The organism is Bradyrhizobium sp. Gha (assembly GCF_900113735.1).
GTDB lineage: Bacteria > Pseudomonadota > Alphaproteobacteria > Rhizobiales > Xanthobacteraceae > Bradyrhizobium.
The window spans coordinates 150114-166858 of the sequence record NZ_FOQM01000014.1 but is presented as its reverse complement, the minus strand read 5'-3'; the positions used below and the strand labels follow the sequence as shown (position 1 = coordinate 166858).

Annotated in this window: 18 protein-coding genes; 11 read left to right on the top strand and 7 right to left on the bottom strand. The window is 65.0% G+C overall.

All coding sequences use genetic code 11. The features are described 5' to 3' along the window. Positions 1 to 478: 478 nt before the first annotated feature. Positions 479 to 1681: a pyridoxal phosphate-dependent aminotransferase gene (locus tag BM222_RS18880; RefSeq protein ID WP_092230209.1), complete on the bottom strand. Its 1203-nt coding sequence runs from the start codon at positions 1679 to 1681 to the stop codon at positions 479 to 481. 627 nt (positions 1682 to 2308) lie between these two features. On the opposite strand from BM222_RS18880, the gene BM222_RS18870 reads away from it, so the two are divergent. The 6 genes from BM222_RS18870 to BM222_RS18850 all read left to right on the top strand — a co-directional run bounded on the left by BM222_RS18870 (position 2309) and on the right by BM222_RS18850 (position 6181). After that, positions 2309 to 2959, top strand: a complete 651-nt coding sequence (locus BM222_RS18870) for a glutathione S-transferase family protein (protein WP_092230173.1) — start codon at positions 2309 to 2311, stop codon at positions 2957 to 2959. 155 nt (positions 2960 to 3114) lie between these two features. Beyond that, positions 3115 to 3291 carry a hypothetical protein gene (locus tag BM222_RS41160; protein ID WP_177243313.1) on the top strand — a complete coding sequence of 59 codons (177 nt, stop codon included), beginning with the start codon at positions 3115 to 3117 and terminating at the stop codon, positions 3289 to 3291. A gap of 73 nt (positions 3292 to 3364) precedes the next feature. Further along, positions 3365 to 3523, top strand: coding sequence for a hypothetical protein (locus BM222_RS18865; RefSeq protein ID WP_092230171.1), 159 nt, complete (start codon positions 3365 to 3367; stop codon positions 3521 to 3523). 128 nt (positions 3524 to 3651) lie between these two features. After that, a complete protein-coding gene (locus BM222_RS18860; protein ID WP_092230169.1) occupies positions 3652 to 4458 on the top strand; it encodes a PAS-domain containing protein in 807 nt (268 codons plus the stop codon). A 69-nt stretch (positions 4459 to 4527) separates the two neighbouring features. Continuing rightward, positions 4528 to 4983 (top strand): GNAT family N-acetyltransferase, encoded by a 456-nt coding sequence (locus BM222_RS18855; RefSeq protein ID WP_092230167.1) that lies wholly within the window; start codon positions 4528 to 4530, stop codon positions 4981 to 4983. A gap of 256 nt (positions 4984 to 5239) precedes the next feature. Beyond that, positions 5240 to 6181 (top strand): aldo/keto reductase, encoded by a 942-nt coding sequence (locus tag BM222_RS18850; RefSeq protein WP_092230165.1) that lies wholly within the window; start codon positions 5240 to 5242, stop codon positions 6179 to 6181. Positions 6182 to 6194: 13 nt separating this feature from the next. Here the strand turns inward: BM222_RS18850 and hmuQ are convergent, their stop codons facing one another. The 3 genes from hmuQ to BM222_RS18835 all read right to left on the bottom strand — a co-directional run bounded on the left by hmuQ (position 6195) and on the right by BM222_RS18835 (position 9375). Further along, positions 6195 to 6518 carry a heme-degrading protein HmuQ gene (hmuQ, locus tag BM222_RS18845; protein WP_092230163.1) on the bottom strand — a complete coding sequence of 108 codons (324 nt, stop codon included), beginning with the start codon at positions 6516 to 6518 and terminating at the stop codon, positions 6195 to 6197. 77 nt (positions 6519 to 6595) lie between these two features. Beyond that, positions 6596 to 7813: a DUF1501 domain-containing protein gene (locus BM222_RS18840; RefSeq protein ID WP_177243314.1), complete on the bottom strand. Its 1218-nt coding sequence runs from the start codon at positions 7811 to 7813 to the stop codon at positions 6596 to 6598. Between the two features lie 2 nt (positions 7814 to 7815). Continuing rightward, on the bottom strand, positions 7816 to 9375 hold the full coding sequence (locus BM222_RS18835) for a DUF1800 domain-containing protein (RefSeq protein WP_092230159.1): 1560 nt from the start codon (positions 9373 to 9375) through the stop codon (positions 7816 to 7818). 114 nt (positions 9376 to 9489) lie between these two features. Between BM222_RS18835 and BM222_RS18830 the strand changes: the two genes are divergently transcribed. Then, complete coding sequence (locus tag BM222_RS18830) at positions 9490 to 9696, top strand: cysteine-rich CWC family protein (RefSeq protein WP_092230157.1); 207 nt, start codon at positions 9490 to 9492, stop codon at positions 9694 to 9696. Positions 9697 to 9811: 115 nt separating this feature from the next. On the opposite strand, the gene BM222_RS18825 is transcribed toward BM222_RS18830, so the two are convergent. From BM222_RS18825 to BM222_RS18815, 3 genes are all read right to left on the bottom strand, one after another. After that, positions 9812 to 10510 carry a glutathione S-transferase family protein gene (locus BM222_RS18825; RefSeq protein WP_092230155.1) on the bottom strand — a complete coding sequence of 233 codons (699 nt, stop codon included), beginning with the start codon at positions 10508 to 10510 and terminating at the stop codon, positions 9812 to 9814. A 139-nt stretch (positions 10511 to 10649) separates the two neighbouring features. Then, a complete protein-coding gene (locus BM222_RS18820) occupies positions 10650 to 10880 on the bottom strand; it encodes a hypothetical protein (protein ID WP_092230153.1) in 231 nt (76 codons plus the stop codon). After that, complete coding sequence (locus tag BM222_RS18815; protein WP_092230151.1) at positions 10877 to 11656, bottom strand: sulfite exporter TauE/SafE family protein; 780 nt, start codon at positions 11654 to 11656, stop codon at positions 10877 to 10879. Before BM222_RS18815 ends, BM222_RS18820 begins: the two co-directional genes overlap by 4 nt. A gap of 191 nt (positions 11657 to 11847) precedes the next feature. On the opposite strand from BM222_RS18815, the gene BM222_RS18810 reads away from it, so the two are divergent. The 4 genes from BM222_RS18810 (at position 11848) to uvrB (ending at position 16438) form a co-directional block, all read left to right on the top strand. Next, positions 11848 to 12765: a LysR substrate-binding domain-containing protein gene (locus BM222_RS18810; RefSeq protein WP_092230149.1), complete on the top strand. Its 918-nt coding sequence runs from the start codon at positions 11848 to 11850 to the stop codon at positions 12763 to 12765. Between the two features lie 112 nt (positions 12766 to 12877). After that, positions 12878 to 13105 carry a hypothetical protein gene (locus BM222_RS18805; protein WP_092230147.1) on the top strand — a complete coding sequence of 76 codons (228 nt, stop codon included), beginning with the start codon at positions 12878 to 12880 and terminating at the stop codon, positions 13103 to 13105. Positions 13106 to 13147: 42 nt separating this feature from the next. Beyond that, positions 13148 to 13393: a hypothetical protein gene (locus BM222_RS18800; RefSeq protein WP_092230145.1), complete on the top strand. Its 246-nt coding sequence runs from the start codon at positions 13148 to 13150 to the stop codon at positions 13391 to 13393. Positions 13394 to 13483: 90 nt separating this feature from the next. Further along, positions 13484 to 16438, top strand: a complete 2955-nt coding sequence (gene uvrB / locus BM222_RS18795; RefSeq protein ID WP_092230143.1) for an excinuclease ABC subunit UvrB — start codon at positions 13484 to 13486, stop codon at positions 16436 to 16438. The last annotated feature ends 307 nt before the right edge of the window (positions 16439 to 16745 follow it).

Below are 16745 nucleotides of genomic sequence, written 5' to 3'. Positions count from 1 at the left end.
CCGCAAGCGGAATGTTGGTGCAGTCGTGACCCTCGCGACGACCGAATGTGAGTTTGATCTGGCATGCAAACCAGATTGCCAAAACCGGCTCGACCCTTGGATCGCAAACCGAAAGGAGCTTCCGCCGCTACGCCCGACCACACCAGCCTGATGGCGTGCTCGGTCAAGTCAAGGTCAAGCCGCTGCGCGGCGGCCCTCCGGGCCGACCTTGACGTGACCTGCGCGCGCCATCTTCACACTGCCACGGTCGGGACGAAGAGCTGGCCTGCAATCGAACAAAGAGCTGATCAAACACCTTGACACGCAAACTCCCCATGTGAGCAATCCAGAATCCCTCCTTGGAAAGACTCTGGATTGTTTCGCTGCGCTCGCAATGACGAGGAGGGAGCGATGCGCCCCGCACGATGGGAACCTTCGCCTGCCAAGACATCAAAAAAGGCCCGCCGGCGGCGGGCCTTTTGTCAGCTGTGTCTCACGCTTAGCGCAGATTGCCGCAGAAGCGCTGGATGCGCTTGCAGGCGTCTTCGAGGTCCGAGGTCTTGGTCGCGTAGGAGATGCGGAAGGCCGGGCCGAGGCCGAAGGCCGAACCCTGCACGACGGCAACGCCTTCGGTTTCCAGGAGCTCGGTGACGAACTGCTCATCGTTGGCGATCACGTTGCCCGACGGCGCCTTCTTGCCGATCGTGCCGGCGCAGGACGGGTAGACGTAGAACGCACCTTCGGGACGCGGGCACTCGATGCCGTTGGCCTGGTTGAGCATGGAGACGACGAGATCGCGACGCTCCTTGAACACCTTGTTGTTGGCGGCGATGAAGTCCTGCGGACCGTTCAGCGCTTCCACCGACGCCCACTGCGAGATCGAGGACGGGTTCGAGGTCGATTGCGACTGGATGGTCGACATCGCCTTGATGAGTTGCGCAGGACCCCCGGCGTAGCCGATACGCCAGCCGGTCATGCAATAGGCTTTCGACACGCCGTTCACGGTGAGCGTGCGGTCGTAGAGGCTGGGCTCGACCTGCGCGACGGTGGTGAACTGGAAGTCGTCATAGACGAGGTGCTCGTACATGTCGTCGGTCATCACCCAGACATGCGGATGCTTGACCAACACGTCGGTGAGCGCCTTCAGCTCGGCCCTGGTGTAGGCGGCGCCGGTCGGGTTCGACGGCGAGCACAGGATGACCCATTTGGTCTTCGGTGTGATCGCGCGATCGAGCGCCGCGGCCTGGAGCTTGAAGCCATCAGCGGCGGTGCAGACCACCGGCACCGGCTCGCCGCCGGCGAGCGCCACCATTTCAGGATAGCTGACCCAATAGGGCGCCGGGATGATCACCTCGTCGCCCGGATTGATGGTCGCCATCAGCGCGTTGTAGAGCACCTGCTTGCCGCCGGTGCCGACGATGATCTGGTTCGGCTTGTAGGCGACACCGTTCTCGCGCTGAAACTTCGCGATGATCGCGTCCTTCAGTTCGGGAATGCCGTCCACCGCAGTGTACTTGGTCTTGCCCGATTCGATGGCGTGGATCGCCGCCAGCTTGATGTTGGCTGGCGTGTCGAAGTCGGGCTCGCCGGCACCGAGGCCGATGACGTTGCGGCCCGCCGCTTTCAGCGCGCGTGCTTTATCCGTGACCGCGATGGTCGCGGACGGCTTCACACGGTCGAGCGCAGCGGCAAGGAAGGACATCGTCATCTCCTGACAAGCGTCGTGAACCCTTTGCTCACGACTCCAATTGTGGGAATGAAGACACCCTAAAACGTGTGCCGCAGCACCGCAAGAAACTTCGGCCCGATCTCGAAAAAGTTTACGGATTTCGTGCGGCTGAGGCTCGATTTCCCGCAATTTTCCGCAACTTTGCCGCGCAAACCCCTCATATCCGGCAAGGCTTGTCCTCGGAGCAATTTTGCGTGTTGCATGCGGAAGCTTCTCCGCGGTCATGGCTTCCTTGTCCCGGCATCCACATTCTCCGCGTCGCGCGGCGAGGCGTGGATGGCCGCGACATAGGCGAGCCGGACGCGACGCCGTCCTTCAGTCGGCTATGCCTGGTCCATGAGGAATGCGGAAGCTTTCATGTCTTGAAGCTGATCGCCCCGCTCGCGCACGCTTTCGCAGAGCGTCGTGCATGTTGACGCAAGCGTGATCTGATTTCCGGCCTCGCACGAACATGATCTTTCCTGGCGTTGCAGTGCGGTAGGGTTTTCCAGTTTTTCTATTGACCGGCCCTTGCGGCGGATTCGCATCGGCATCATTGTTTAGCCGCGATGCGGGACAACAAGCACCGCACCTCCCTGATTTCGGAATCGAACTGCCAGAATGTACAAGCTCTATTCGATGCAGCGCTCGGGCAACAGCTACAAGGTCCGCCTTGCGCTGGCGCTGTTGAACCAGCCTTACGAAGCGGTCGAGGTGGACATTCTGCGCGGCGAGAGCCGCACGCCTGATTTCCTGACCAAGAACCCGTCGGGTCAGGTGCCGCTGCTCGAGGTCGGCGACAACCGCTTCCTTGCCGAGTCCAACGCCATCCTCTGGTACGTTGCCGTCGGCACGCCGCTCGCGCCGGAGAACCGCATCGATCGCGCCGAGGCGCTGCAGTGGATGTTCTTCGAGCAGCACGCGCTCGAGCCGAATATCGGTGCGGCCTATTTCTGGCTGTCGCTGGTCAAGGGTGGGCGCGACCTCCAGACCCACGCTCTGGAGGACTGGATGGAGCGCGGCTACGGCGCGCTCCAGGTGATGGAGAACCATCTCAAGGCCAACGCCTACTTCGCCGCGCGCCAGCTCACCGTCGCTGACATCGCGCTTTACGGCTACACCCACCTTGCCGAGCGCTGCGACTTCGACCTCGCGCCGTTCCCGGCGATCCGGGACTGGCTCAAGCGCGTCGAGGCTGCCCCCGGCTTCGTGGCGATGGACTGGCGTCCCGCCGACATCGGCAACCCCGCCAGCATCGCGGCGGGGGCTTGAAATCGGTGCAACGTTAAGAAATAGCGGGTATTGCGTTAACCTTTGCCCCAATCCTGCCGTTTTCAACGCGATCGCTGCCCCAATATTGCCGGTTGAAATTGTGAAGTTATCGGGCGTCGCGGGTGATTCGCTCGCACGTTGAAGGATTTAGACCCATGATGCGGGCGTCCGGCACGGTCGGCTTTCAGGGCCACACCGATACCGTCGCGTCTTCCCGGCTGACCAGCGCGGTCGCGGCGTCGCTCGCCGTCGCCGCCCTCTCGTTGTGCCTGATCGTCACCCTCACGGTGCTGTCGACCACGGCGACCATGGCGATGGGCCTGCCGGTCTGATCCCCGTTCCATCCTGGATCGCGTTCAACGTGCCGCGCGGCCCGTCGCCTGATGGCTTCCCGATGGAACACAGATGAAATCGCCCGTGGTCATCGTTGCAATCACCCTGACTGCGGCCATCCTGGTCGCGGCCTCGCTGTTGATCTTCGTCGGCACCCGCAAGGGCCCGGGAACGTCGACATGGAACGCGCCCGCCGCGCAACCGCGCATCATGCACGCCCATTTGGTCTAAAATCATCCGAAAGCTTTGGGCGCGCTCGCAAGCGCCCGTTAAGCGCAACAAGCGAATCCGGATTGCGCTCGCGCAACCATGGGTCAGTCTGATCGCCTTATTTCGTTCAAGGAGGGACGAGCCAGGCCATGCGGTTCGGATGGCGTACCATATGCGGTCCCGTGCTGACGCTGGCGATCGCACTGCTGGCGACCCTACTCGATCGTCATGCGCTCACGCTCGCACCGCTGTTCGTCTGCATCGTGGCCTTGGCCGCTTCGCTCTCAGGCTTCGCGTCGGCGCTTGGCAGCGCCACCATCGCCGTGATCGGCACGGCGTTGCTGTCGCTCGGCGATCGTTCAACGGCGGGCATGACCGCGACGGATCTCGCTCAGCTCGCCCTGCTCGCGCTCACGACCGGCGGCACCGCCGCAATCACCGGTCTGATGCGCGAACGCCTGCTCGCTGCCTTCGCCGCCGAGCGGCACAACCACGCCAGCGCGGCACGCTTGTCGGCCGCACTCGACCAGGTCGATATCGGCATCGTGCTGCTCGACGCCGAGACCCGCGCCGAATTCATCAACCGCGCCTTCCGTCACTATTTCGCGCTGCCGGACGAAAAGGCCGACCAAAAGCCGCCCTTCATCGCGCTGATGTATCACGGCCGGGACACCGACGCGTTCGATCTGCCGGAGGATGAGCTGGGTCTCTTCATCGCGCGGCGGATGGAGATGGTGCGAATCGGCGATGCCACGCCGATCAACATCGCCTTGCGCAATGGCGAGGTGCTGCGCTTCGTCTGCACCGCGCTGCCCGACGGCGGCCGCATGCTGAGCTATACGCCCGTCACCGACCTCGTGCGCCGCACCGACGCGCCGGCGCGCGCCGACTATTATCGCTCGCTGCGCGATCCCCAGGGGCGGAAGCTGATCCGCTATCTTCGGGTGGCGGAGTGATGCAACGCAATTGATCGACGGGCCCATCATCACGTATGAAGGGGCAGGATCGATCCACGGATTTCCCAGATGTCGCTCGTCATTCGCTCCGTCACCCGGCAGGACTACGATCAATGGCTGCCGCTGTGGGACGGCTACAATGCCTTCTACGGCCGCTCCGGCCCGACCGCGCTGGCGCCCGAAATCACCCGCATGACCTGGCAGCGCTTCTTCGATGCCTATGAGCCGGTGCATGCGCTGGTCGCCGAGAGCGACGGCAAGCTGCTCGGGCTGACGCATTACCTGTTCCATCGCAGCACCACCGCCATCGAGCCGTCGTGCTATCTGCAAGACCTGTTCACGAACGAGGCTTCGCGCGGCAAGGGCGTCGCCTCGGCACTGATCTACGGCGTCTACGAGCGCGCCAAGCTCGCAGGCGCGCCGCGCGTCTACTGGCAGACCCATGAGACCAACACCACGGCGCAGAGCCTGTACGACAAGGTCGCGGAACGCTCCGGCTTCATCGTCTACCGCAAGCTGTTCTGATCCTCATCACACCTGTGGATAAGTCCTGATGTCACCGGCGCGTAACACACCGGGATTAGGTTGCGTTTGCGTCTGATCAGGCCCCCCGTCACCGATCAAGCGCCCCAAGCGGTCCCCGTCAGTCGCCGCGTCTGACTGGGGCCGCATTTTTTTGCCTGCAAGTCTGTGGCGGCATGGCTGCAACGCAGGCAAGTGCTTGCCGCTGCGTCGCAGCGCGGTCACAATGGCCGCCTGCTCTCCTTTGACAGGACCTGTCATGGAAATTCGCAATCTCGGCGGCTCCGGCCTGCGCGTGTCCGCGGTCGGGCTCGGGTGCAACAATTTCGGCCAGCGCACCGATCTGGAAACCTCGCGCAAGGTGATCCACCGCGCGATCGATCTTGGCATCACGCTGTTCGACACCGCCGACATCTATGCGGGCCAGGGCGGCTCTGAGACCGTGCTCGGCACCGTGCTCGGCGACCGCCGCAAGGACGTCGTGCTCGCCACAAAATATTCCAAGCCGATGGCGGCCGACGGCACCAAGCAGGGTGCCTCGCGGCGCTACATCATGAACGCGGTCGAGGCCAGCCTGACGCGGCTCAAGACCGACTACATCGATCTCTACCAGCAGCATGATTTCGATCCGCTGACGCCGCTGGAGGAGACGCTGCGCGCGCTCGACGATCTCGTCCGCCAGGGCAAGGTCCGCTACATCGGCCATTCCAACTTTCCGGCGTGGCGCATCGCGGAAGCCGAGTTCACCGCGCGCGCGATGAATGTCGGCCGTTTCGTCTCGGCACAGGACGAGTACAGCCTCCTCGTTCGCGACATCGAGAAGGATTTGCTGCCCGCCGCCGAGGAATACAAGCTCGGCCTGCTACCGTTCTTCCCGCTGGCGAGCGGTCTGTTGACCGGCAAATATCAGCGCGGCGCAGCAGCGCCCGCCGATACGCGCTTCGGCAAGGCACCGGCGCTGCGCGACCGCTACGTCACGCCGCGCAACGAGGACATCGTCGAGAAGCTCCAGGCCTTTGCGCAGGCGCGCGGCCATTCGATGCTCGAGCTCGCCTTCTCCTGGCTCGCCGCGCGCCCGCAGGTCTCGAGCGTGATCGCAGGCGCCACCCGCGTCGACCAGGTCGAGCAGAACGTCAAGGCAATCGCCTGGCGGCTGGAGGCCGAGGATCTCGCCGAGATCGACAAGATCACGCTGGGATGAGATTGGCGGCGCGCTACTTCGCGCCGCGTCCCACCGTCTGTATCACCTCGAAACCTTCGAACTGGGGATGGCCGAGATACAGCGGCTTGTTGTCGCCGGCCTTGTGATGGGCAGCACGAAACGCTTCCGACTTGGTCCACGCGTCAAACGCCGCGTGATTGGCCCACACCGTATGCGACGCATACAACGTATGGTCCTCGAGCTCGGGGCCGCGCAGCAGATGGAATTCGACGAAGCCCGGCACCTTGTCCAGATGGCTGTCACGCGACAACCAGACCTGCTCGAAGGCGGCTTCCGATCCCTTGGCGACGCGGAAGCGGTTCATGGCGATGTACATGGGTGGTCTCCTGATGCTCAGGCGATCATGTCGTCATTTCGCGACGCGCCGCAAGGCGCGGGAACGGACTGATGGAATTAAGCGACCAGCCCCTTCATCGGCCTTGCGCTGGCGCTGTCCGGGAACACCGTCTGAGCCAGCACCTGATCGGACAGGCCGAACTGGCCTTGCAGCACGCCCTTGATCACCGAGCGCAGGTCGGTGGTGGGCTTGAGGTCGCGGGCCTCATAGAGATTGCCGGGCTTGAGGCCGGGCCAGTCGGAGATGACGCGGCCGCCCTTCACAGCCCCGCCGGCGAGCAACGCGATGGTGCCGGTGCCGTGGTCGGTGCCGTCGGTGCCGTTGATGCGCGCGGTGCGGCCGAACTCGGTGGCGACGACGACGACGGTATCGCGCCAGCGATCGCCGAGCCCGCTTTCGAATTCGGCGAGCGCGCCGTCGAGCCCGCCGAGCAGGAAGGCGAGACGCCCGACGGGACCGCCTTCGTTGGCATGCGTATCCCAGCCGTCGAAAGCGAGCGCTGCGATGCGCGGGCCATCATCGGCGGCCATCAGCTTCGCGGCGCCGCGTGCGACCTGGCGCATCTGCGCGACGGCATTGCCGGGCTTCGGCTTCATGTCGTCGCCGCTCGCAGCCTTCTCCAATTGCAGGCCCTGCGTCAGCGCCGAGGCCAGCGCCGGATCGCGATGGCGGTAGAGATCGACCAGCCGCATCGCGGTGTCGTCGTCGGCCTGCGGCAGCGCGACCGGCGCCCAGCCGACGGTCGGCGCGTTGCCGCGCAGCACCAGGGGCGTGGTGGGGCCGACCGCAAGTCCGCTCGACACGCGCTCGCCGCGCGGCAGCGCTTCGAGCGCGCGGTTCAGCCAGCCGGACTGCACGCGTCCCGGCCCTGCGTAGCCGCTCTCCAGCACGTCCTGGCCGTCGAAATGCGAGCGATCGCGGTAAGGCGTCGAGACCGCGTGAATCACCGCGGCATGCTGGGCGCGGTACATGCGCGCGAATTCCGGCATCGACGGATGCAGCCCAAAGAAGGAGTCCAGCATCAGCGCGGGATGCGCGCCATCCGCCGTGAGCGCGATCGAGCCGTGCAGGCCGGCATAATCGGGATCGCCGATCGGCGCGACGGTCGCGAGCCCATCGAGCGCACCGCGCAGGATCACCACGATCAGTCGGGGATCGCGCCCGTCGGCGGCGCGCGCGAATTTCGGCAAATAGGCCCAGGCCGCAAACGACGCGCCGCCGAGCAGAAGGCCGCGGCGCGAGGTGAGGAGCCGGTTTTCGACACAGTCGACCATCATCATCTCCTCTGAATTTCCGGCGACATCAGCAGCAGCGCCAGCGCCTGCTGGCGCGATTCCGCGCGCTCGATGGTTCTGCGCGTTTCGGCCGACGCCGCGTCCGCCGCCGCGAATTCCAGCAGGTCGAGCGGATCGATGTTGGGTCCGAGCCGCGCGCCCATCTGCGAGGCGATGTCGAGCCTCAGCTTGATGCCCTCGGGCGCGGCCCAGGCCGCGGCGGTATCCGGAAAACCGTTCGGCCCGGCCGGGGTCCATAACGGCTGGCCGAGCAGGTTCAGGCTATTGAGATAGAAACCGGGATCCTCAGGCACGCGCGCGAGCAGCCGGCCGCTCGCGACCAGAAAATCATAGGGCGAGCGCATCTTGGTCAGCGGCGCTTTCCATGCCTCGTCGGAGTCGACCAGCGCCGTGGCAAGTGCCTTGAGATCGCCATCGGTCTTGACGAAGACGTCGCGCAACCGCGCGACCAGCGCCGGTGGCGGATCGTCGGCGACGAAGTGGCGGACGAATTTCGTGGCGATGAAATTCGCCGTCGACGGATGCCGCGCAATGTCGGCAAGCGCGGCCTCGCCCTGCGCGAGACCATTCGCTTCATAGGTTTTGCCGAGCAGCACCTGCGGCCCCGGCTGATGCGCATTGGCGTTGAAGACGAACGCGCCGGGCGCGCCAAGCTGGCCCTTGCGGCCGGCAAAGGTCCAGCCAGTGATGATGCGCGCGAGCGAGGTGACGTCGCCTTGCGTATAGCCGCCACCGACGCCCAGCGTATGCAGTTCCATGATCTCGCGCGCGAGATTTTCGTTCAGCCCGCGCTTGCGGTTCTGCCCGGCGCGCGAATCCGGTCCGAGCGATTGCTGGTTGTCGAGGAAGAACAGCATCGCCGGATGCTGCTCGACCGCTTTCAGCATGTCGGCGAAGCGGCCCAGGACATGCGGGCGGATCGCCTCGCGCTCGAAGGCGCCGGCCCACATCCGCGCCAACTCGCCCTTGCTCGCGGAGATGCAGAAATGATTCGACCAGAACACGACCAGGCGCTCGGTGAAGCCGCAATCGACCAGCATCGCGCGCTGCAACCGCGCCAGCGCCTCGGCGCGGAAGGTCTTCTGGATCACGTTGAGCGGCTGTGCCGGTTTTGCAGCGGCCGGCGCGGAGACGCCAGGCTGCATGCTGTCGGGTTTCAAGGTGGCGCCGGCTTGCTTCGCATCAGCCATCTGCTGGCCCGCGATCTCGTTGGTCACCGTGTTGAGCGAAAGATTTCGCCGCAATTGGTTGTCGGCCTTCTGCTCGGCCGGCGGAACGGGCGCTTCGGTCGGCGTGGCCGCCTTCGCGGCTTCGCGCGCCTGTTTGACCTCGTCCTGATACGCGAATGCAGCCTGTCCGAGTTGCGGCGTCGATTGCAGCCCAGGCGCCTCCAGCAGCACGCCATGGGGACGCGCCAGTTCCGCCTTCACGAAACCCCTGGCGTCGGAGGCTGCATTGACGAGATCGCCGGATGCGCCGCCGCGCGGCCCGAAGCCGAAGCGGTTCAGCGCGACGAGAGCGGCTTGCGAATCGCGGGCCATCGATTTGTTCTCCGCGCGTTGCCAACCACTTTCCTGGTTTGCACGCGGCGCTTAATATACTGCAGCGACAGATGAACCCGGCATGAAAATGACGGCAAAGCTTCGACCTGAATCATGACAATTCCGAAAGAAATCACGCTGCCACGACCGGCCCCGCGCCGCCTCGCCTGTTCCCGCTGCGGCACCGAGTTCGGCTGCGATCTCACGGCCCATTGCTGGTGCGCGGAGGAGACGGCCAAGCTGCCGATGCCGATCAAGGGCGAGGATTGCTTGTGCCGGGAATGTTTGCGGAAGGCGGCGGCGGAGACCGTAGCATCGTAGGGTGGGTTAGCCGAAGGCGTATCCCACCTCTTCTGTCTCCGCGGAAAGCAACGAGGTGGGTTACGCCCTGCACATGCGCTTCGCGCATCTGCACAGCTAACCCACCCGACGAAATCTAAACTGGATGCCCCGGCGATCTCCGCGCCATGCCGTCGAACGCATCGAGCAGCTTTTCGCGCCAAGCGTAAATCGGATCATCGGCCTCGATCAGCCTGAACGGGCTCACCACACGTGCCCATTGAAAACCACCGAACACGATGTAGTCGGCATAGTTCGGCGCAGCGCCGCCGAGATAGGGTTGCGTCTTGAAGGTCTGCCGCATCACTTCCAGCGACTTGCGGAACGCGACGACGCCGGTGTCGCGGCTCGCCATGATCTCTTCCAGTGTCTTGCCGCCGAACCGCGCCTCGCGCGACTGGCGGAAATACGCGGCATCGACCTCGGCCAGATTCTTCGGGATGTCGGCGATGATGAGCGGAAAGATGCCGCCGACGATGGCGATATCGCCCCAGGCATTGATCATGCGCGCCATGGCGCGGCCGCCTTCGCCGCCGAACAGCGAGGGACGATCCGGAAAATTGTCTTCGAGATAGTTCGCGATCGCCCAGGAATCGACCACCGGCTTGTCGTGATGCAGCAGCACCGGGACTTTCTCCGAGCCGTGCGGCGCGATCGCGCTTTTCTCGGTGAAGCGCCATGGCAGCGATTCCGCCGTCAGCCCCTTATGCGCCAGCGCCATCCGCGTGCGCCAGCAAAAGGGGCTGAACGGGCGCGAGGCATCGGTGCCGACGAGTTCGTAGAGTTTGAGCGACATATCTGTTTTCCGTCATTGGGAGCGCAGCGAAGCAATCCAGTCTTTCACCGCGGAGGCATTCTGGATCGCTTCGCTGGCGCTCGCAATGGCGATGTGGAGGCAGAAGCGCTCCGCGTCTTTTACCTCCGCCGAGAGCAAACTACCGCCCGTTGGTTCGCAGCAGCCTCTCGCCGTCTTCCGTCACGGCGATGACCAGGCCGAGGCCGGGCAGCGTTTGGCGTGCGACGAAGCCACGATCGGCGGCGTCCTCCCAGATGGTGAGGCGCGGGCACGAGGTCTTCCAGGTCGCGATCACCTCGGCATAGGCGCGTGGCTCGCGCGCGATCCATTCGACGAAATCCAGCACCAGCGGGTCGGCCGTCTCGTTCATTGCAAACCTCCCTTGGTCAACGCGGCAAGCACCGGCACGCGTAGCAGGAGCCAGCCGCCATAGGCGATGTAGTAGCAACCGATGGTGGTGATCAACTTGTTCGACCAGGCTACGAATTGCTGGTCGGTCATGGCCTCGAGAAGGCGTCGCGCGAGCGTGGTGCCCAGCATCGAGGCCGCGATCGCAACGCCGGCCAGCACGGGATCGAGCGAGGCGGCCTGGTCGATGACACCGCCGAAATAGATCAGCTTGGTGAAATGGCTGACGATCTGGCACATCGCTTTGGTCGCCACCTTCTCGCGCCGGCCGAAATTGCCGCCGAGGAAGAAGGTGTCGAGCAATGGGCCGGAGACGCCGGTCGTCAGCATCAAGCCCATGCAGATCGTGCCATAGACGGTGCCCTGCCAGAGGCGATCAGGGTCGGGCTTGATATTGGTCGGCAGCAGCCGCGCCATGAACGGCGTGGCACCCAGCATCAACAGCGCCATGGGCTTGTCAGGCACGTAGCGGGTCAGCGACCAGGCCGCCAGGGCAATGGCAGCGCCGACCATGTAGTTTGCGACCGGCCGCCAGCGGATATGCTTGCGCCACAGCAAAGCGCGCCAGCCGTTCGAGGCCATCTGCGTAATCGCATGCAGCACCATCGCGGTCGGCAGCGGCATCAGGGCAAGCAGCACGCCGATCAGGATCAGCCCGCCCGCCATGCCGAACAGCCCCGACAGGAACGCGGTGCCGACCATCAGCAATCCAAGGGCAGCAATCATGATGGGCGTCACGCGGGGTCTCCAGTCGAAAGGTTGGGGATGCAGGCTGTCTGCACTCCGTCGCCGCTTGCGGGGAGAGGCGAAGAACACTGCCCGCGTCGGCAAATCAGCATGAATTACGCTGATGTTTGTGCCTCGCTTGCCCTGCCTTCGCAAACTGAGTTATCTTGGCCTGGCATCAGCTTTCCTGAGGGTCGACTCCGTTGCGACGACTGCTCTTTCTCAACGGCATCAAGGCATTCGAGGCGGCGGCGCGGACCGGCAGCTTTGCTGCGGCTGGCGTCGAGCTGAGCGTGTCGGCGGCCGCCGTCAGCCGCATGGTCCATCTCCTCGAAGAGCGGCTCGGGGTCGCGCTGTTCGAGCGCAAGGCCAACAGGCTGGTGCTGACGCAGGCGGGCCGCGCCTATCAGAGCGGGCTGACGCCGATCTTCGACGCGCTCGCCAGCCTCACCGCGCAGGTGACGGCGCCGTCCAGCGTGCGCGTGCTCACCATCGGCGTCGGACATACCTTTGCGATGCGCTGGCTGATTCCACGGCTGTCGGAGTTTCGCAACGAAGAGCCCGACGTCGAGGTGCGCTTCACCACCGGCGGGGCGTCGGTGCCGTTCGGCGAGGACTGGAGTTGCGGCATCAAGCTCGGCACCGGCGACTGGCCGGGGCTCGTCGCCGAGCCCTTGTTCGCCGGCGACCTGACGCCGGTCTGCGTGCCCCGCCTCGCCGCCAGCCTGAAGCGGCCGGCCGACCTCAAAGGCCCGAGCCTGATCCGCGTCGAGCATTCGCCGCAGGATTGGCCGCTCTGGCTGAAGGCCGCGAACCTCACCCGCATCAATCCACGCGGGCCCGAGTTCCAGTTCTACGGCCAGGCGCTGCAGGCCGCGGCCGACGGGCTCGGCATCGCCATGGGCATCCGGCCCTATATCGACGACGATCTGGCCGCCGGACGGCTGGTGGCGCCGTTCTTCGAGCTCTCTGTGCCCAAGGGCATGCGCTGGTACCTGCTCTACCGCAGTTTCCAGAGCGAACAGCGCGACTTTGCCGCGTTCCGCCGCTGGATCATGCGGGCGGCCGCGGAACCCGCAGCGAGGCCGCGGCGGCCCGGACGCGCCTCAGCGCGGAGCTGACGCCTGAGCCATCAGGCCTAAAAAAGCCGGCCGCTTGTGAACCGCTTCACATTTCGAAATCCGCAAACGTGGTCCTCTAACCCTCCGGCACGAGACCATTTGGGGACCACCAATGACCACCCTTTACGACGGCTTTGACATCGAATCCTTCGAAGCTGGCAAGGGACTGTGGCACGCCCGTATCCGGCGGGCCGATTTCAGCCCGGTTGCCATCGACGGCGTGCTGTTTCCGACCATGGAAGTCGGCTTCGCCTGGCCCGATTCCGACGCCGCGATCGCCGACGCCAAGCATCACATCGACCGCTTCCGCCACCGCGCCGACGACCGCGACGACGAATAGCCGACGGCAACAGGACTGAAGGGCAACAGGGGACACCGGTTCATGTCAGTCATCGAATACGACAACGATCCAGGGCCAAGGATCTATTCGCGCAAGGTGCTGGCGATATGCCCGGAATGCGATGGCGATCTCTCGGTGCTCCGTGTGATCGGCGGCCGCGCCGGATGCGAGTACTGGACCATGCGCTGCGTCGATTGCGGCGGGATCCATCTCGATATCCTCAAGCCGCGCCCGACGGCCGTCGACGGCGACGGGCCCCTGCCGGCTGAAGTCGCCAGGGATCACTGAACAAGGCTGCTGCCAACCTGCTGTCAGCAGCCTGCGCACGGAACGGCATTCGCTCTTTTCTGAGGGGCGGACTCGTCCCATATTCCGGGCATGGCGAAGAAACCCGCTCCCCCGAAATCTCCCAAAGCCAAAGCACCGAATTCGAAGGCACATCGGCCGGATGTGCAGCCGATCGGGCCGGCCCTGGCTGAATTGCTCAATCCCGCGATCAATCGCGGCGACGCCGGGCTAGGATCAGGCACCGGCTTGCAGCCGCCGCCGGACAATTCGCGCGATCGCCGCGCGGGGGGCGAGGCCGCTGCGCATCGGGCTCGCGCTTCGACCCCGAGGGAGTTTCCGCAGGATTCGATGCGGCCGATGCCGCTGCGGCCCAATCCGCAGCCGGCAGGAGCCCGCGCCTCGACCGAAGGTCTTGGCGAGGCGCCGCAGGCCAATTACGGAACTGCGGCCACGATCCCGACGCTCGATCCGGAACTGGCGCGTCAGCTCGGCCTGCCCACCGAAGAGGACGATGCCGAGGCGCTGGCGCGTCCGCCGCGCAGCAAGATGGAGGCGCTCGGCGTCAAGGCGACTGCGGATGCACTGGAATCGCTGATCCGCGAGGGCCGGCCGGAGTTCCGCAAGGACGACGGCTCCACGAAAGTGTGGACTCCGCACCGGCCGCCGCGCCCGGAAAAGTCCGAAGGCGGCGTGCGTTTCGAGATCAAGTCGCCATACGAGCCGCGCGGCGACCAGCCGACCGCGATCGCCGAGCTTGTCGAGGGCATCCAGCGCAACGACCGTTCGCAGGTGCTGCTCGGCGTCACCGGCTCCGGCAAGACCTACACAATGGCCAAGGTGATCGAGGCGACGCAACGGCCCGCCATCATCCTGGCTCCGAACAAGACGCTCGCCGCCCAGCTCTACGGCGAGTTCAAGAGCTTCTTCCCCGACAACGCGGTCGAGTACTTCGTCAGCTATTACGACTATTACCAGCCGGAAGCGTATGTGCCGCGCACGGACACCTACATCGAGAAGGACTCCTCGATCAACGAACAGATCGACCGCATGCGCCATTCGGCGACGCGCGCGCTGCTCGAACGCGACGACGTCATCATCGTCGCCTCGGTATCCTGCATCTACGGTATCGGTTCGGTCGAAACTTACACCGCGATGACCTTCGCGCTGAAGAAGGGCGAGCGCATCGACCAGCGCCAGCTCATCGCCGACCTCGTCGCGCTGCAGTACAAGCGTACCCAGGCCGATTTCACCCGCGGCACGTTTCGCGTGCGCGGCGACGTCATCGACATCTTCCCGGCGCACTATGAGGACCGGGCCTGGCGCGTGAACCTGTTCGGCGACACCATCGAGACCATCGAGGAGTTCGATCCGCTCACCGGCCACAAGCAGGACGAGCTCGAATTCATCAAGATGTACGCCAACTCGCATTATGTGACGCCGCGCCCGACGTTGGTGCAGGCCATCAAGTCGATCAAATCTGAACTGAAGCAGCGGCTCGACCAGCTCAACAACCAGGGACGCCTGCTGGAGGCGCAGCGGCTGGAGCAGCGCACCACCTTCGATCTCGAGATGATGGAGGCGACGGGAAGCTGCGCCGGCATCGAGAATTATTCGCGCTATCTCACCGGGCGGCTGCCCGGCGAGCCGCCGCCGACCCTGTTCGAATACGTCCCCGACAACGCGCTGGTGTTCGCCGACGAAAGCCACGTCACCGTGCCGCAGATCGGCGGCATGTTCCGCGGCGACTTCCGCCGCAAGGCGACACTGGCCGAATACGGTTTCCGTCTGCCGTCGTGCATGGACAACCGCCCGCTGCGCTTCGAGGAATGGGACATGATGCGGCCGCAGACGATCGCGGTATCGGCGACGCCGGGCAGCTGGGAGCTGAACGAGAGCGGCGGCGTGTTCGTCGAGCAGGTCATCCGCCCGACCGGGCTGATCGACCCGCCCGTCGACATCCGCCCCGCCCGCACCCAGGTCGATGATCTCGTCGGCGAGGTGCGCGCCACCGCGCAGGCCGGCTATCGCTCGCTGATCACGGTGCTGACCAAGCGCATGGCGGAGGACCTCACCGAATATCTGCATGAGCAGGGCATCCGTGTCCGCTACATGCACTCCGATATCGACACGATCGAGCGCATCGAAATCATCCGCGACCTTCGCTTGGGCGCGTTCGACGCGCTGGTCGGCATCAACCTGTTGCGCGAAGGCCTCGACATTCCCGAATGCGCGCTGGTCGCGATCCTCGACGCCGACAAGGAAGGTTTCCTGCGCAGCGAGACCTCGCTGATCCAGACCATCGGCCGCGCCGCGCGCAACGTCGACGGCAAGGTGATCCTCTACGCGGACCAGATGACGGGCTCGATGGAGCGCGCCATCGCCGAGACCAACCGTCGCCGCGAGAAGCAGGTCGAGTACAACAACGCCAACGGCATCACGCCGGAAAGCGTGAAGAAGCAGATCGGCGACATCCTCAACTCGGTCTACGAGCGCGACCACGTGCTGGTCGAGGTCGGCGGCCACGACATGACCGACGACGTCATCTCGATCGGCCACAATTTCGAAGCCGTGCTCGCCGATCTCGAGACGCGCATGCGCGAGGCCGCCGCCGATCTGAACTTCGAGGAAGCCGCTCGCCTCCGCGACGAGGTCAAGCGCCTGCGCGCCACCGAGCTCGCCGTGGTCGACGACCCCACCGCCAAGCAGCGCACCGTGCAGGTCAAGGCCGGCGCCTACGCCGGCACCAGGAAATACGGCGACGCCGCCAATTTGCCGGTCAGCGCCATGAAGAACAGGAGTGCAGCAACAGCGCTCAAGGCCGGCGGCGGCAAGGGCTCACGCGTGCACAAGCCGCATCTCGACGAGATGCACGGCCCGGAATCGCTGCCCTATCGTGAAAACCAGTCGCTGCCGTCAAAGCCGTTCGGCAGCACGAGCCGGATCATCCAGCCGACGGACTCGCGGCAGTCAGGCCCGGAGTTCGGGCCGGCGCCGAAGTCGACGGGAGGAGCGCCGGGACGACGGGGTGGGTGGAAGAAGAGGTAGCTCGCTGAAACGGCGAAGCGCCCTCTAGCCCAGGCTCGCCCCACCACCGACAGCATCAGCACGGTCATCACGAGCCGATGCGTGACTGCGAACAGCGCGTTGGCCAGCGACTGACGAAGTAGGCGAGCTGCGCGCACGCCTCGCCCTTCGAGACGACCGCTGCGCGGTCTCCTCAGGATGAGGCTAAACGGCATCGGCGCCCGCTAAAACTGCTGCCGCGCACTCCGCCCTCATCCTGAGGGCCCGCCAGCGGCGGGCGTCTCGAAGGATGCGCAAGGAAACCACTTCCAAACGCGATAGCCCCACG

Bases quoted from the DNA above. Each gene is read 5' to 3' on its own strand.
- BM222_RS18880 (WP_092230209.1), bottom strand. From the start codon at position 1,681: ATGTCCTTCCTTGCCGCTGCGCTCGACCGTGTGAAGCCGTCCGCGACC.
- BM222_RS18870 (WP_092230173.1), top strand. From the start codon at position 2,309: ATGTACAAGCTCTATTCGATGCAGCGCTCGGGCAACAGCTACAAGGTC.
- BM222_RS41160 (WP_177243313.1), top strand. From the start codon at position 3,115: ATGATGCGGGCGTCCGGCACGGTCGGCTTTCAGGGCCACACCGATACC.
- BM222_RS18865 (WP_092230171.1), top strand. From the start codon at position 3,365: ATGAAATCGCCCGTGGTCATCGTTGCAATCACCCTGACTGCGGCCATC.
- BM222_RS18860 (WP_092230169.1), top strand. From the start codon at position 3,652: ATGCGGTTCGGATGGCGTACCATATGCGGTCCCGTGCTGACGCTGGCG.
- BM222_RS18855 (WP_092230167.1), top strand. From the start codon at position 4,528: ATGTCGCTCGTCATTCGCTCCGTCACCCGGCAGGACTACGATCAATGG.
- BM222_RS18850 (WP_092230165.1), top strand. From the start codon at position 5,240: ATGGAAATTCGCAATCTCGGCGGCTCCGGCCTGCGCGTGTCCGCGGTC.
- hmuQ (WP_092230163.1), bottom strand. From the start codon at position 6,518: ATGTACATCGCCATGAACCGCTTCCGCGTCGCCAAGGGATCGGAAGCC.
- BM222_RS18840 (WP_177243314.1), bottom strand. From the start codon at position 7,813: ATGGTCGACTGTGTCGAAAACCGGCTCCTCACCTCGCGCCGCGGCCTT.
- BM222_RS18835 (WP_092230159.1), bottom strand. From the start codon at position 9,375: ATGGCCCGCGATTCGCAAGCCGCTCTCGTCGCGCTGAACCGCTTCGGC.
- BM222_RS18830 (WP_092230157.1), top strand. From the start codon at position 9,490: ATGACAATTCCGAAAGAAATCACGCTGCCACGACCGGCCCCGCGCCGC.
- BM222_RS18825 (WP_092230155.1), bottom strand. From the start codon at position 10,510: ATGTCGCTCAAACTCTACGAACTCGTCGGCACCGATGCCTCGCGCCCG.
- BM222_RS18820 (WP_092230153.1), bottom strand. From the start codon at position 10,880: ATGAACGAGACGGCCGACCCGCTGGTGCTGGATTTCGTCGAATGGATC.
- BM222_RS18805 (WP_092230147.1), top strand. From the start codon at position 12,878: ATGACCACCCTTTACGACGGCTTTGACATCGAATCCTTCGAAGCTGGC.
- BM222_RS18800 (WP_092230145.1), top strand. From the start codon at position 13,148: ATGTCAGTCATCGAATACGACAACGATCCAGGGCCAAGGATCTATTCG.
- uvrB (WP_092230143.1), top strand. From the start codon at position 13,484: ATGGCGAAGAAACCCGCTCCCCCGAAATCTCCCAAAGCCAAAGCACCG.